The organism is Bifidobacterium sp. B4142 (assembly GCF_026537325.1).
Lineage (GTDB): Bacteria > Actinomycetota > Actinomycetes > Actinomycetales > Bifidobacteriaceae > Bombiscardovia.
The window spans coordinates 223,786-238,865 of the sequence record NZ_JAFNMJ010000003.1 but is presented as its reverse complement, the minus strand read 5'-3'; the positions used below and the strand labels follow the sequence as shown (position 1 = coordinate 238,865).

Annotated in this window: 15 protein-coding genes and 1 pseudogene; 10 read left to right on the top strand and 6 right to left on the bottom strand. The window is 62.0% G+C overall.

Annotated features, from left to right (window positions below):
- The 4 genes and pseudogenes from J3U06_RS07035 to J3U06_RS07020 all read right to left on the bottom strand — a co-directional run.
- Positions 1–1,261: pseudogene (locus J3U06_RS07035) on the bottom strand (hypothetical protein); the annotation flags it as partial.
- Positions 1,262–1,509: 248 nt separating this feature from the next.
- Positions 1,510–2,196 (bottom strand): RdgB/HAM1 family non-canonical purine NTP pyrophosphatase, encoded by a 687-nt coding sequence (gene rdgB, locus J3U06_RS07030; protein ID WP_267444737.1) that lies wholly within the window; start codon positions 2,194–2,196, stop codon positions 1,510–1,512.
- Positions 2,197–2,231: 35 nt separating this feature from the next.
- Positions 2,232–2,996: a ribonuclease PH gene (gene rph / locus J3U06_RS07025; RefSeq protein WP_267444736.1), complete on the bottom strand. Its 765-nt coding sequence runs from the start codon at positions 2,994–2,996 to the stop codon at positions 2,232–2,234.
- Positions 2,997–3,062: 66 nt separating this feature from the next.
- Positions 3,063–3,701, bottom strand: a complete 639-nt coding sequence (locus tag J3U06_RS07020) for a Pr6Pr family membrane protein (RefSeq protein ID WP_267444735.1) — start codon at positions 3,699–3,701, stop codon at positions 3,063–3,065.
- Positions 3,702–3,803: 102 nt separating this feature from the next.
- Between J3U06_RS07020 and J3U06_RS07015 the strand changes: the two genes are divergently transcribed.
- Entirely contained in the window at positions 3,804–5,150 is a 1,347-nt protein-coding gene (locus J3U06_RS07015; RefSeq protein ID WP_267444734.1) for a nicotinate phosphoribosyltransferase, read from the top strand.
- Entirely contained in the window at positions 5,150–6,169 is a 1,020-nt protein-coding gene (locus J3U06_RS07010; protein ID WP_267444733.1) for an aldo/keto reductase, read from the top strand. Before J3U06_RS07015 ends, J3U06_RS07010 begins: the two co-directional genes overlap by 1 nt.
- Before the next feature lie 25 nt (positions 6,170–6,194).
- Here the strand turns inward: J3U06_RS07010 and J3U06_RS07005 are convergent, their stop codons facing one another.
- Positions 6,195–6,506, bottom strand: coding sequence for a DUF3039 domain-containing protein (locus J3U06_RS07005; protein ID WP_232345433.1), 312 nt, complete (start codon positions 6,504–6,506; stop codon positions 6,195–6,197).
- Between the two features lie 62 nt (positions 6,507–6,568).
- On the opposite strand from J3U06_RS07005, the gene coaD reads away from it, so the two are divergent.
- From coaD to J3U06_RS06965, 8 genes are all read left to right on the top strand, one after another.
- Complete coding sequence (gene coaD, locus J3U06_RS07000; RefSeq protein WP_267444732.1) at positions 6,569–7,078, top strand: pantetheine-phosphate adenylyltransferase; 510 nt, start codon at positions 6,569–6,571, stop codon at positions 7,076–7,078.
- Positions 7,075–7,767: a cell division protein gene (locus J3U06_RS06995; RefSeq protein WP_267444731.1), complete on the top strand. Its 693-nt coding sequence runs from the start codon at positions 7,075–7,077 to the stop codon at positions 7,765–7,767. Before coaD ends, J3U06_RS06995 begins: the two co-directional genes overlap by 4 nt.
- Entirely contained in the window at positions 7,764–8,384 is a 621-nt protein-coding gene (locus J3U06_RS06990) for a YceD family protein (RefSeq protein ID WP_267444730.1), read from the top strand. The genes J3U06_RS06995 and J3U06_RS06990 overlap by 4 nt, the downstream gene beginning before the upstream one ends.
- A gap of 64 nt (positions 8,385–8,448) precedes the next feature.
- Complete coding sequence (rpmF, locus tag J3U06_RS06985; protein WP_220236867.1) at positions 8,449–8,643, top strand: 50S ribosomal protein L32; 195 nt, start codon at positions 8,449–8,451, stop codon at positions 8,641–8,643.
- Between the two features lie 142 nt (positions 8,644–8,785).
- On the top strand, positions 8,786–9,547 hold the full coding sequence (gene rnc / locus J3U06_RS06980) for a ribonuclease III (protein ID WP_267400598.1): 762 nt from the start codon (positions 8,786–8,788) through the stop codon (positions 9,545–9,547).
- Positions 9,548–9,764: 217 nt separating this feature from the next.
- Positions 9,765–11,705, top strand: a complete 1,941-nt coding sequence (locus J3U06_RS06975; RefSeq protein ID WP_267444729.1) for an acetolactate synthase large subunit — start codon at positions 9,765–9,767, stop codon at positions 11,703–11,705.
- A gap of 14 nt (positions 11,706–11,719) precedes the next feature.
- A complete protein-coding gene (gene ilvN, locus J3U06_RS06970) occupies positions 11,720–12,274 on the top strand; it encodes an acetolactate synthase small subunit (RefSeq protein WP_267444728.1) in 555 nt (184 codons plus the stop codon).
- Between the two features lie 43 nt (positions 12,275–12,317).
- Positions 12,318–14,264, top strand: a complete 1,947-nt coding sequence (locus tag J3U06_RS06965) for an ABC-F family ATP-binding cassette domain-containing protein (RefSeq protein WP_267444727.1) — start codon at positions 12,318–12,320, stop codon at positions 14,262–14,264.
- A gap of 2 nt (positions 14,265–14,266) precedes the next feature.
- Here J3U06_RS06965 and J3U06_RS06960 read toward each other — a convergent pair whose 3' ends face one another.
- On the bottom strand, positions 14,267–14,992 hold the full coding sequence (locus J3U06_RS06960; protein ID WP_220236863.1) for a type 1 glutamine amidotransferase: 726 nt from the start codon (positions 14,990–14,992) through the stop codon (positions 14,267–14,269).
- Positions 14,993–15,080: the final 88 nt, after the last annotated feature.

Below are 15,080 nucleotides of genomic sequence, written 5' to 3'. Positions count from 1 at the left end.
CCCCGAAATTGATGGAACCATCCGAATTCTGCGCAGGCATAGGATTGCCATCCTTATCAGTCGCAAACAACTCATTCGGATTATTCCGCTGCTTAGGCAAATTAAAAGCCGAATACGAATCGACCGAGGACGTCGCCCCGCCCGAATCAGTGAGCGTATTGGGAGACGGCTGCTGGCCCGTCACCAGAACCGGCCCAGGAGTCAGCTCATCAACAGGCACCCACTGGCCATCCTTCAAAGCCACCCACTGATAATAATACGAATTCGTCTGCGAACATACATCAGTGCCGCCGCGAACATTCAGCCAGTACACGAAGAAAGACCTGGGCGGGGCTCCGCCAGGAGCAGTGCCATTAATGCCGTTAGAAGCAGGAAAACCATAATCAGTCACCATGCCCCAATTCGACTGACCTCCACTATAGAGATTTGGGTTGTTATCCCAGCCTACATAAGACCACGGTCCGCTGCACTGAAGATCAGCTCCACTGCCCAAGCAGTCTTTCATGTACTTCTTGAAACCCCTGCCCTCAGCCGTTAAAGCTGCAGTGATATTAGAAGTTCGATCCGGCGCCTTAATATTAATATCAGGATAAAAGTAGTTGCACTCATCAGCAGCGATGTCGGAGGACCAGGACCATGTAGTATCACCTTTATCGCAACCCAAAGCTCCTATCTGCTGACCTACAATTGCATAAATGTTCAGAGGCTCGTCGACACCACCCGTTTTATGGGCTGACGAGTCACCCGTATCCCCAAGATTCAGATCGCCCTCAACGGATATGGTCAAATAGTCATACAGACCGGAGTTTATGATCTTATGGACAGTGAAGTACTGTTCCCAATTCTTGGCCCAATTATAGGCTCCGGTCCAGGCCGGATCAGTGGATGATTTTGAAGCTATGGTGTTCATATACTTTATTCGGCGATAATGCGGCGGATTGGTGGAACCTTCATACGGGTATATAAAAGATAGATTACAGGAGCCCGTGGTGTCGATGCCGCCGGTAGCATTGGCGCAGGAAGGGTCGAACTCGTTGTGCTTCATGCGCAGGATGAAGTCCATGCGCAGCTCATCAATGGAGGAATCAATCCTTTGGTTGTAAGCCAGCATCTTGTAAAGCAGCGGCTTCCTGCTGGCAGTCCCGTCCTGCCCGTCGACGGCATTCGCCTGACCGGCCGACAAGGCGCTCAGCCCAAGCGGAACAACCATGGCCAGCGCCGCCAGAAAGGTCACCAGAACAGCGATGACCGAACGACTCACACGCAGCGATCCCCTATTGTTCCGTTCTTGCAATCGCTTCAATACGAAACCCCCAAATCCCGATAGAGTCATGTGCTAGAACAGATCAACTTTGCTCTTAGTCTTTCCCTTAATACCGCCGACTCTATCACAGAGATAAAAGAATCGCACCTTCGCGTTTACTTTACCAGCTTCAAGCACAACCGGCATTCAGGGCATGATCATCGATGCTTCGCGACCGTTCACCGTATGGAATCTATAAGGATTTATCAGCCTCTAACGCGGCCGTCGCCCAGCACCCAGCTGACGAGAATCGGCATGATGGCCGCCAAGGCCTTGCCCCTGTGCGAAATGGCGTTCTTTTCATCTGAGGTCATTTCCGCCGAGGTCAGAGGCTCCTGGTCGCTGGCGCGCCGAGGCTGGTCACGGGGCACGAAGATTGGATCGTAGCCAAACCCGTTTTCCCCTCGTGCCTGGCGGATGATGCTTCCGGGCATCTCGCCAGTCCTGGTCACCTGAGACCCACGGACGGCGTACCCTGGCACATCAGGAACGACTAGGGCGGCAGCGCAGACAAACCGCCCTCCCCTGTGACCGTCAGGAATGTCGTTCAGCTGGTTCAGCAAGAGCTCCAAGTTGGCTTGGTCGTCGCCGTGGCGGCCGCTCCACCTTGCCGAAAGGATTCCCGGGGCAGCGCCCATCACATCAACGACCAGCCCCGAGTCGTCCGCCAGCGCGGGCAGACCGGATTCCCGAGCGGCCTGCCCAGCCTTGATGAGAGCATTCTGCTGAAAAGTAGTGCCGGTCTCTACCGGATCGGACAGGCCCAACTGGCCGGCCGAAACCAGCTCGATCCTCTGCCCCTCATGGGGCAGGAAACCGTTGAGTATACTACCAAGCTCACGCATTTTGCCCTCGTTGTGCGTGGCCACAACCACTTTTCTGGCCTGCCCCATACAGATTCTCCTCGCTGAAATACCTGCCCTAAGCGTCAGTCAGATGCCAGAGCCTCGTGCTGAGCGGCCTGAAGCTCCCTGTTCCCCTTGGATGCCAGGTCCAGCAAGAGGCCGAGCTCCTGACGGCTGAAGGGGCGATGCTCCGCCGTTCCCTGTATCTCTATGAAATCGCCGGAGCCGGTCATCGACACGTTCATATCGGTCATGGCCCGGCTGTCCTCCAGATAGGGAAGATCAAGCATAGGGTTGCCATCGATGATGCCCACCGAGACGGCCGAGACGCAATCCTTGGTCACCTTGTCGGCGCTGCGGATGTGATGATGGTCCTGGGCCCATCGGAGGGCATCGACCATGGCCACGTAGGCGCCGGTGACGGAGGCCGTACGGGTGCCGCCGTCGGCCTGGAGCACGTCGCAGTCAAGCTGGATCTGGTTTTCGCCCAAGGCCTTCATGTCCACTACGCCGCGCAGACAACGCCCTATCAGCCGGCTGATCTCCTGGGTGCGTCCACCGACCTTTCCGCGGACCGATTCCCGTGCAGTTCTGTCGCTGGTGGCTCTGGGAAGCATGGCGTACTCGGCCGTGACCCAGCCCAGTCCGGAGTCCTTGCGCCAACGGGGCAGCGTCGGCGTGAAGGAGGCCGTGCACATGACCCGGGTCTTGCCGCACTCAATCAGCACCGATCCCTCGGGGGCATCCGTCCAATGCCGGGTGATGACGACCGGTCGCAACTCATCAGCCGCCCTGCCGTCAGGCCGCAACACGGCACCCTCCTGGAGCATGTCCTTGATAGCAACCATCAGTGATGATCCTTTCCTGTTCCGCCCAGGCTCCCCTGGTCTGGTCCCTATTATTCCGTCAGCCGTCTACCGATCAATGGTCAGCGGTGTCTTGGCCGGCAGGATGCGATCAATCAGGAAGATGACCAGCGACAGGGCGAAGAAAACGACCAGGTACTCAGCCAGGTTGACCAACAGCTGGGCCCATCCCAAGTGTCCGAGGTCCAAGAAGGCATAGGGGTAGGGATTACCGCCCGGCTGCGGTCCCGAATGAGGCCAGATGGCGGCCCTGATCAGCACAAAAGCCACATAGAAGGGGAAATAGATCAGCCAGGTCAGCACATTGTGCCAATGGAAACGACGATGAGGGTTGAACAAGAGGAAGTCCGCCAATGCCAGGATGGGGCTGATGACGTGAATCATCCATGTGGTCCGGATGCCCAGGACCAGCTTGTAGTCCGTGCTGTTCAGCCCCAGAACCAGGATGGCCACCAGCCCGGTGATAACGATGTAGAGCGTCAGGCAGCCTTTAAGCCAGGCGGGAGGCTGGACGCCCTTGAGCAGGGTGGCCGCTCCGGCCCAGAGCATGACCAGGCCTAGGGCGATATTGGTCTGGAAGGTAAAGTAGACCCACTTGTTGCCGATCCCCAGCAGCCAGGCCTCGTAGGTGCCGCCCAGGCAGAAAAAGGCGATCAGCAATCGGTAGATGCCCACGACGAATCTCATGCGGACCAGCTTAGCCCACCTTGGGAGGGCAGGGCGAGCCAGGTGGCCGGAGGATTAGACTGGGTGCCAACCAAGTGCTTTTTCACCCACAAAGGGGAACGCATGAACGCTGAAAACAATAGCAAGGGCACCGGAACCTCTACGGCTCTGATGACCGATATGTACGAATACACCATGCTGGATGCAGCCTTGCAGGATGGTACGGCCGGACGCCGATCCGTCTTCGAGGTCTATACCAGACACCTGCCGGCAGGGCGCCGCTACGGAGTGGTGGCAGGCACTGGGCGGATTCTGGACGCGCTGGCGGATTTCCACCCCAGCGAGGATGAACTTCGCTTCCTGTCCGACCGTCGCATCGTCAGCCAGACCACCATCGACTGGCTGGAGCACTTCCGCTTCACCGGAACCATCCGCGGCTATCGGGAGGGCGAGATATTCTTCCCCGACTCCCCTATTCTGCAGGTCGAAGGCAGTTTCGGCGAGTGCACCCTCCTGGAGACACTGATCCTGTCCATACTCAACTACGACTCGGCTGTGGCCTCGGCGGCCTCCCGCATGGTCACCGCAGCCAAGGGCCGGCCCTGCATGGATATGGGCGCGCGCCGTGCCAACGAATATGCAGCCGTGGCAGCGGCCAGAGCGGCCATAGTCGGCGGATTCCAGGGGACATCAAACCTGCTGGCGGCCAAGCGATATGGCTTTAAGGCCATCGGAACCGCAGCCCACTCATTCACCCTCCTTCATGACAATGAACGCGAGGCCTTCCAAGGGCAGATTCAGGCCCTGGGCAAGGGAACCACCCTGCTGACCGACACCTACTCCATCGAGGAGGCCGTCAGGACAGCCGTCGAGGTGGCCGGGCCAGAGCTGGGCGGGGTCCGCATCGACTCTGGAGACCTGGGCTCGCTGGCCCAGCAGGTCCGCGCCCAGCTGGACTCCCTGGGAGCCACCAAGGCCACCATCACCGTCACCAACGATCTGGACGAGTACGCCATCGCCTCCCTGCAGAACGCTCCAGTGGACTCCTACGGGGTGGGCACCATGCTGGTCACCGGTTCGGGGGCCCCCACCTGCGCCATGGTCTACAAGCTGACCGAGCGCGAGAACTCCGACGGAGTCATGCAGGCCGTGGCCAAGAAGTCGGTGGGCAAGGCCTCGGTGCCGGGGCGCAAGCTGGCCTACCGCTCCTACCACAACGGGGTGGCCGACGCTGAGCACGTCATCTCGGGCGCCGAGCAGGCTTTGTCGGCCTATACGCCTGATCAGGACTGGCGAGATCTGCTGGTCACCTACGTGGACCATGGCCAGAGCATGCCAGGGCACCAGGGGGGGCAAGCCGTCCTGGACGCCCGTGAGCACCGGGCCAAGGCCCTTGAGGAGCTGCCCATCAACGCCCTGAGCCTGATGAAGGGCGAGCCTGTCCTGCCCACTCTGGTCAGGAGCATCTGATGGGCGCGCAATCCGAAAACCATCAGCCCGACTCAAGCCGATATGATTCCACAACCTACCGGCGCTGCGGCGACAGCGGTCTGAAATTGCCACCCATTTGCCTGGGCTGCTGGCACAACTTCGGCGACACCACGCCCCTGGACCGTATGCAGGGACTATGCACGACGGCCTTCGACCACGGCATCACCCACTTCGACCTGGCTGACAATTACGGGCCTGGACCGGGCGCCGCCGAGCGCAACGTGGGAATCATCCTGCAGAAATGCTTCAGCCACCATCGCCAGGAGCTGGTCATCTCCACCAAGGCCGGCTATGAAATGTGGCCTGGCCCTTACGGGGACCTCGGCTCACGCAAGCATCTGCTGTCCGGGCTGGACCAGAGCCTGAAACGGCTGGGACTTGACTATGTGGACATCTTCTACCACCACCGCCCCGACCCGGACACGCCCCTAGAAGAGACCATGGGCGCCCTGGCTCAGGCGGTCACCAGCGGCAAGGCCCTCTACCTTGGACTGTCCAACTACGACGGGCCGACCATGGCACGGGCCTCGGCCATCCTGACCGAGATGCACGTCCCCTTCATCATCAACCAAAACCGCTATTCCATCTTGGACAGGACCATCGAAGGCAACGGCCTCAAACAGACGACAATGAACGAGAAGAAAGGACTGATCGCCTTCAGCCCGCTGGCCCAGGGGCTGCTGACCGACCGCTACCTGCAGGGGATTCCCGAGGACAGCCGTATTCGGGCCGACGGCCGCTTCCTCAAGGAGTCCGCCCTGACCTCTCAGCGGCTGAAGCAGATCCAGAACCTGAACGGCCTGGCCCGTCAACGCGGCCAGAGTCTGGCAGAGATGGCTCTAGCCTGGCTGCTCAGGGACCCGGCTGTCACCTCGGTACTCATCGGCGCCTCCAAGCCCGAGCAGATCGTGGACAATCTCAAGGCTGTCGAATCCGCCGACTTCAGCCAGGAGGAGCTAGACCTCATCGACCGGATCGCCTTGGACAGGCAGTCCTGAAGCAGCCTGTGCCGCTCAGTAGCCCTCAGTGGCCGCCGCCGGTCATCTGTTCATAAATGCGCTTGCAGTCCGGACAGACCGGGTACTGGGAGGGGTCGTGCTTGGGCACCCAGACCTTGCCGCAGAGGGCCACGACAGGCCGGCCGGTCAGCTTGGACTCGGCGATGCGCTCACGGGAGACGTAGTGGGCGAACCGGTCGGCATCGCCCTGGTCGTTCAGGCGGGTCTTTTCGGCGGTCTCGGTGTCCGGACGGTCCAGAACGGCCGTGCCAGTGCCCTGGTCGGGGTTCTGCTCCCGCTCCGGATCCTCCATGCGAATGCTCTTGCTTGCAGTCATGATATCCATGGTACGGCGGCGAGCTACACGTTCGCTCCCTATGACGCGCTACGCTGAGAATCATGACTATCGCTGTATGCCCTGGCTCATATGATCCGGTCACCTCCGGCCACATGGATGTGATCGAACGTTGCGCCTGTTTCTTCGAGACGGTCCACGTGGTCGTGGCCGTCAATGCCGCCAAGACCCCCATGTTTAGCGAACAGAAGCGGGTGGCCATGATCCGCCGGGCCCTGGACGAGGACGGATACCCGAACATCACCGTAGCCTCTACCGATGGCCTGATCACCGACTACTGCCGGAAGGTGGGGGCCTCGGTCATCGTCAAGGGACTAAGACAGAACGGGGACTATGAGGCCGAGCTGGGCATGGCCCTGGTCAATCGCAAGCTGTCCGGGGTGGAAACGCTCTTCCTGCCAGCAGATCCGGTAAGGGAGCACATCTCCAGCACCATCGTCAAGGACGTGGCCAGACATGGAGGGGACATCACCGGCATGGTCCCTGACAGCGTCGTGGATGCATTGATATACACCTTGCACAGGGACACACCGCACACGGAAAAGAGCCAATGATGAACGAGCAGACCCAGGAGAGGGACGATGAGGAGCCCATCGACGACTCGACCAGAGCGAGCGCTCCCAGGTCCGCAGTCGACATGAAGGACCTGCCCGACCTGCAGGAGGATCGAAGCGAGAGCGGGAACCCCCGATCGGAATTCACCACCGTCTATGACATCATCGATCGGATCCAGGCCGTGCTGGATGAGGCCAAGGCCCCCGTTTTCAGTCCGGGACTGGTCAAGGTAGACCGAGACGAGCTGGCCGACGACCTCAACGAGCTCAAGAAGATGCTTCCAGTGCAGCTGGAGCGGGCCTCGGCGCTCATGAGGGAGGCGGAACGCCGGCTGAACACGGCACAGACCCAGGCCAACGCCACCGTATCCGACGCCCAGAGTCGAGCTGCAGACATCGTCAAGGAGGCTGGCGAGCAGGCCCGCTTCCTGGCTGGTCAGGAGAATGTGGTGGCCATAGCCCGGCAGAAGGCCCAGACCATCATCGACACGGCCCAGGCCCAGGCAGACCGTCTGGTCCAGGGGGCCGATGGGTATGCCGCCCAGGTCATGGGCGAGCTCGACACCCAGCTGGGCAAGATGAGTCAGGATGTGCGTGCCGGCCTGGAGGTTCTCCACCAGCGTGAGCAGGAGGCAGCGCGTAGCATGAACGCGTCGGTCTCGGACCGGGGAAAGGAGACGCAGGGATGAGCAGACCGGAGGATTCCCCCTGGGCGGTTTCAGTGGCCCAGGTGTCGACGCGGGCAGGGCAGAGCACCCGAGTGAACCGCGATTTTCCAGCCCCTGAGGGCATCGGCGACCAGGTAGTGGGTATACCGGCAGGAACACCCGTGCATGTGGAGGGTGACATCGACTCCTTGGTGGATGGACTTTTGTTGCAGGCCCACATCAGCGTACCGCTGAAGACCGAATGCACTCGCTGCCTGAGGCCTGTGGACACCAGCATCCAGGACGATCCGGTGGTCTTCTACCCTTACAAGGAACCCGAACCGGAGCCGACCCATGGCAAGGAGGAGATCCTGGCCGAACAGGAGGAGGCCAGCGGCCAGACCTATCCCCTGGCCGGCGCGGGCGCCTTTATGGATCTGGAAGCCCTGCTGCGCGACGACCTGGTGGAGGCCCTGCCCCTGCAGCCCCTATGCCGACCCGACTGCCGAGGCCTGTGCCCCCAGTGTGGCATGGATCTTAATGACCACCCTGACCACCACCACCAGATGATGGACGACCGCTGGGCGGCCCTGGAGGGGCTGAAGCAGCGTCTTGAGCAGGAGGAGAACCCCGGCAGCGACGCCCAAGCTGGCGAATGACCGGAGGTTGCGATAGACTGCTCTACGCTTAAGCTCGAAGTATTCGATCGAAACAGAGGACAATATGGCACTGCCAAAATACAAGACTTCGCGCGCCAACACCCATTCACGGCGCGCCAACTGGAAGACCCAGGCCGCCGCTACGGTGACCTGCCCCAATTGCGGAGCTCCTGCGCTGCCGCACATGGCATGCCCCAGCTGCGGCATGTACCGCGGGCGCGTCTACCGCGACGCCATTCGTCCGCAGTTCAGCAAGTGAGCCAATCGGCGATCGACACGCAATGAGAGAACCCCGGCCATCGACGGGTGGCGGGGTTTTTCCATATCATCAGACGGCAAGTCCGAGAAAGCGAGAAAGGGCCATGCAGACAGGGCGCTCCAGGAAGGATCAGGAAGACTACATGCGGCAGGAGGAACAGGAGCAAGAGGATTCCGGCAACCAGGCTGCTGAGGAGCTCTTCCAGGCCCTGGGCGGCAGGATCAGCCCGGAGCTGCTGGTGCACGCCCTGACCCATCGTTCCTTCGCCCATGAGCACCCGGGCATGCCCAACAATGAACGGTTGGAGTTCTTGGGCGACGCGGTTCTGGAACTGGTAGCCACGGAGACCCTATACAAGGTTCACCCGGACATGACCGAGGGCCAGCTGGCCAAGATGCGGGCCAAGGCGGTCTCCGAGGAGGCCCTGTCGGCCATCGCCCGGGAGAAGCTGCACCTTGGGCAGTATATTCTTCTGGGCAGGGGCGAGAGCGAAAACGGCGGGGCCGACAAGGACTCCATACTCTGCGACACCGTCGAATCGTTGATCGGATCGGTCTTTGTGGAGCACGGCATCGAGGGGGCCAGGACCACCGTCCATACCCTTCTTGACGACACCTTGGCCGAGGTAGCCACCGAAGGGCCGGCTCTGGATTGGAAGACCTCGATCACCGTCAAGGCCCACAAGCTGGGCTTGGGCGAACCGCGGTACGCCATGGCGGTCTCCGGACCGGAATACGCCCAGGTTTTCACCGCCGAGCTGCGCCTGGAGGACGGCGGGACCGTGATCGGCAAGGGCCAGGCCAGCAGCAAGCGGAAGGCCCAGCTGGCTGCCGCCGCCCAGGGGTGGAAGCGGCTGGACGACCGGGATCTGCTTGCGACCCTGCGCGCCGAGCAACCCTCCTGAGGATCCATCCGAAATTCCGGCATGCGGTACTGCGCCAACGCCCCGACCAGACCCCTGTTTAGACTATGGGGATAACCTGGAGGCATGCCGTCACGAACGGCATAGGCGCCTCCTCCTGATCGGGATTCGTCCGCCCACACCGCCGACGCTCCGACAGGTTCATATTTCGACATGCACGGCCGCAGGTCGGCGCGCAGTCTGGAGGTCGAGAGGAAACATGAGTCTGCCGACACCTCTGCAAGCATTCAGTTCGGTACCCAGGAACTGGGGCCCCGACGACAAGGATGTTCCCGCCCAGGGCGAGCCCATGACGGGAGCTCAGGCGCTGATTCGGTCCCTGGAGGATCTAGGGGTCACGCAGGTCTTCGGCGTTCCAGGAGGGGCCATCCTGCCCACCTACGACGCCATCGACGAGCAGGTGCGCTTCAACTTCACGCTGACCCGCCACGAGCAGGCCGCCGGGCACGCAGCCGAGGGCTATGCCGTCTCCACGGGCAAGGTGGGGGTCTGCCTGGTGACCTCGGGCCCCGGGGCCACAAACATGGTCACCCCCATAGCCGATGCCATGATGGACTCGGTGCCCCTGGTAGTGGTGACCGGCCAGGTGGGTGTGGACTCCATTGGCACCGATGCCTTTCAGGAGGCCGACATCGTGGGCATCACCTACCCGGTGGCCAAACACTCCTATCTGCTGACCAAAGCCCAGGACATTCCCCGGGTCATGACCGAGGCCTACCACATCGCCCGCTCGGGAAGGCCCGGCCCTGTAGTAGTGGACCTGAGCAAGACGGCCCAGAACGGCAAGATGCTCTACTCCTGGCCCCAGGAGATGATTCTGCCCGGCTACAACCCGGTGACGCGGGCGCACGGGCACGTCCTGGATGATGCCGCCCGACTCCTGGTCCAGTCGCACAGACCAGTCCTCTATGTGGGCGGCGGCGCAGTCCGATCAGACGCTCGCCGGCAGATCCAGGAACTCGTTCGAGCTACCGGTGCCCCCATGGTCACCACCCTGCCAGCACGAGGCATCGTGCCCGACTCCGATCCAGCCGTTCTGGGAATGCCCGGCATGCACGGCACGGTGGCCGCCAACGGAGCCATCCAACACTCCGACCTGCTGGTGGCCGTGGGCACACGCTTCGACGACCGGGTGACCGGCAGCCTGGAGGACTTCGCCCCAGTGGCCAGGGTCATCCACATCGACATCGACCCGGCCGAAATCGGGAAGAACCGGCAGGCAGACGTACCCATCGTCGGGGACGTGGGCCAGGTGCTGGACGACCTGATTCCGGCGCTCAAAGCGGCCCAGCGCACTTGGGGCAAGCCCGACCTCAAGCCCTGGTGGCGGCTGATCGACGGCTGGCGGCACGACTATCCCACCACCTTTGAGCCCAGCCCGGACGGCACGCTGGCTCCCCAGTGGGTGGTCCAGACCCTGAGCAACAAGGCCGATCCGAATACCATCTGGGTATCCGGCGTAGGTCAACACCAGATGTGGGCCAGCCAGTTCATCGACTTCGAACGCACCCGCTCCTGGGTCTCCTCCTGCGGACTGGGGACCATGGGCTACGGTCTGCCCGCCGCCATCGGCACAGCCATTGGTACCAGGGAACAGGAGGATCCACGGCCTGTCTGGCTGGTTGACGGGGACGGCTCCTTCCAGATGACCTCCGAGGAGCTGGCCACAGCTCAGCAGGCGGGACTGCCCATCCGCATCGCCATACTCAACAACTCGGTCTACGGCATGGTCCGTCAGTGGCAGACCCTCTTTTATGGCAGCCACTACTCCCAGACCGACTTGGAGGACGGCGGCGACAAGCCCACAGACGGCAACGGCATCCCCGACTTCGTCAAGCTGGCCGAGGCCTATGGCTGCCTGGGACTGCGGGCCTTTACCCAGGAGCAGGCCCTGGAAGCCATTGATAAGGCCAACGCAGTGACCGACCGGCCGGTCCTGATCGACTTTCGCGTCTGGAAGGATGCCATGGTATGGCCCATGGTCCCGGCAGGCGCCTCCAACGACACCATCATCTACAAGCCGGGCGTGCAGCCCCTGGCCGGCATCCGTCCGGAACAGGAGCAGCCCGAGCCGCACCAGCAGACCGGAGCCGACCGGGCAGCCATGGCCAACGATGCCGCCGGTCGCATGAACAAGTAGGAAAGGGGCACCACATGGCCAATTATCCAGCATCCAAGCCCGGCTCCGAGCGGCACACCCTTTCCGTCCTGGTCGAGAACCGCCCCGGCGTCCTGGCCAGGGTGGCCGGCCTGTTCGCCCGGCGCGCCTTCAACATCAACTCCCTGTCCGTCTCGTCCACCGAGCGGGACGACATCTCTCGGATCACGGTCACTGCAGACGTGGAGGCCGTCCCCCTGGAGCAGATCATCAAACAGCTCAACAAGCTGCTGCACGTGCTCAAGATCGTCGAGCTCAAGGGCGACGAGGCCGTGGAGCGCGAGCTGGTCATGATCAAGGTCAAAGCCAACGAACGCAACCGCTCCGATGTGCTGGAGATCGTCAAACTCTTCCGCGTGCGTGTTGTCGACGTGCACCCCGAGTCACTGACCATCGAGGCCACTGGGGCCGAAGGCAAACTGGAGGCCCTGCTGCGTCTGCTGCGGCCCTTCGGCATCATCGAGCTGGTCCGATCGGGCGCTGTAGCCGTCACGCGAGGCCCTCGGGCGCTGAGCGAGAGGGTGCTGGGCTCACAGATCACCGACCGCTGATCCTCAGGGCTCCCATCCAAGGCAGGCAGTAGATTGGTGAATCATGCCCATCTATGATCTCGGTCTGGAACACGTCGCCCTGTCCTTTGCCACAAAAACCATCTTCACGGATGTGACCCAGGGCATCTTCGAGGGGGACCGGATCGGCATCGTGGGCCGAAACGGGGACGGGAAATCCACCCTGCTGCACCTTCTGAAGGGCACCCAGGAACCCGATCAGGGACGGGTGACCATGCGCAATGGTCTCACCTTCGGCATGCTGGACCAGCGCGATCCCCTGAAGGACGAGGACACGGTCCGCAGGGCGGCCTTGGAGGATCGGCAAGACTACGAGTGGGCTGCCGATCCCAGATCGCGCGAAATCGTCGAATCCCTTCTGGGCGGCATGGAGCTGGAAGCCAAGGTAGGCACATTGTCCGGCGGTCAGCGCCGCAGGGTGGACTTGGCCCGGCTGCTGCTTCGGGATTGGGACATCCTGGCCCTGGATGAGCCGACCAATCATCTGGACCTGCTCACCATCCACTGGCTGGCCGAGCATCTGAAGAACCGCTGGGCCAAGAATTCCGGAGCCCTCCTGCTGGTCACCCACGACCGCTGGTTCCTGGACGAGGTCTGCACCTCCATGTGGGAGGTGCACGACGGAACCATCGACCCCTTCGAGGGCGGCTACAGCGCCTACATGCTTCAACGGGTGGAACGCGAACGCCGGGCTGATCTGGCCGAGACCAAGCGCCGCAACCTGGCCCGCAAGGAACTGGCCTGGCTGACCCGGGGCGCCCGGGCCCGTTCGACCAAGCAGAAGTTCCACGTCAAGGCCGCCCGGGAGCTGATTGCCGACGTGCCGCCCATGCGCAACAGCCTGGAACTCAAGCGGATGGCCACCTCCCGCTTGGGCAAACAGGTGGTGGACCTGGTCGACGTGACCAAGATCTATCCAGAGGCCGACTCCGATATCGAAGGAGGCAAGGATGACAGGGTCCCCTCCCCTCATGCCCAGCGCCCTCTGATGGGATCAGTGACCGTGGCCGCCGATCCCGGCAAGGACCGCCCGGGCACCGCAGCGGCCGACACCCTCACCATCAGCGGTCACAAGGTCCTGGACGACGTGACCTGGCTGATCGGCCCCGGCGACCGGTTCGGCATCGTAGGCGCCAACGGAGCCGGCAAGTCCACTCTGCTGGGTCTGATTGACGGCAGCGTGGCTCCCACGGCAGGGCACGTCAAGGTAGGCAAGACTGTCCGCTTTGCAGTGCTGACCCAACGTCTGGACGAACTGGAGAAACTGGACCGCTATCGGATCAAGGAGGTCCTCAGCCGCTACAAGCCTACCTATCTGGTGGAGGGCAAGGAGGTGTCACCCAGCCAATTGATGGAGCGCTTGGGCTTTGAAAGCTCCCAGCTGATGACCAGGATCGGCGACCTGTCTGGCGGGCAGAAGCGCCGCATGCAGCTCTTGCTCATCCTGCTGGACGAGCCCAACGTGCTGGTCATGGACGAGCCTGGCAACGATCTGGATACCGACATGCTGGCCGTCATGGAAGACATGCTGGACTCATGGCCGGGCACCCTGATCGTGGTCTCCCACGACCGCTACCTGCTGGAGCGGGTGACCGACCAGCAGTTTGCGCTGATCAACGGCAAGGTGGTTCACCTGCCCGGCGGCGTCCAGGACTACCTGGATATGGTTGAGTCGGCCGATCGGGAAGCTGCGGATGCACCGAGCCGGACATCGGCCAAGGAGGCCGAGGATCCCGATCAGGCCAAGGCCGAACGTGTCGCCAGACGAAATCTGAGCAAGCAGGCCTCTGCCATCGAACGCAAGCTGGCCAAGCTGGCCGATCGGCGCAAGGACCTTGAACGGCAGATGGCTGAACACGACCCCGGCGACTACCAGGGCCTCAACGAACTCAACAGCAAACTCAAGGATCTGACCGGGCAGTCGGACCAGCTTGAGGAGGAGTGGCTGACCATCGGGGAAGAGCTGGAGTAGCCTCAGGCGGCAGCCAGCTGAGCGGCCTGGGTCGAGCACTTGGCCGCAAAGGCAGAGAAGATTGCGTCGGCCAAGGGTTGCATCTGTGGCAACCCTTTCATAAAATCGTCACGCATTTTAGCGATCTTGGACTTCTTCATCGTGCCGACCATGCTCGGCACCTGCATCCACTCCTCGAAGATGGGCGCCGTCACCTCCAGATGGAATTGCAGGCCCAAGGCTGATCCGAGCCGAAAAGCCTGAACCTTGGTTGCCTGGGAGCGGGCCAGGAGCTTGGCACCCGGCGGCAGGGTGACCTGGTCGGCATGCCAGTGCAGCACATCAGTGTTCTTGCTCCACATGGCCACGTCGTCGTCCTGCCCCACCCAGCGGATCGGGCCCATACCGTATTCCGGATCCTGGTTCCTCATCAGGGTGCTTCCCAGGGCCCGCGCCAGAATCTGATGACCCAGGCAAATCCCCAGAATGGGCTTGTTGGCAGCCATCGCCGCCTTGGCAAGCTTGGTCTCCGCCTTGAGTCCGGGGTGATGCTCATAATCGTCAGCCGACATGGGCCCGCCCATGATAACCAGTCCTGCCAACTCACGCGAGCGCGGCAGCTCGGGCTTTTTCTCGTCCACGATATTGGTGATCTCGGTGTCCAGCCCGCACTCCTGAAGATTGTCGAGAATGCAACCCGGCTTTTCCCAATCCACATGCTGGAGCACCAGCACCCTAGGTTTCGCCATGATTCCATTCTTGCACACATGCCGTCGGACCGGGTTCACAGGCTCGGCATTTCCCCTTGGACAGTCAGCAAGCCTTGGTAGGCTCAAG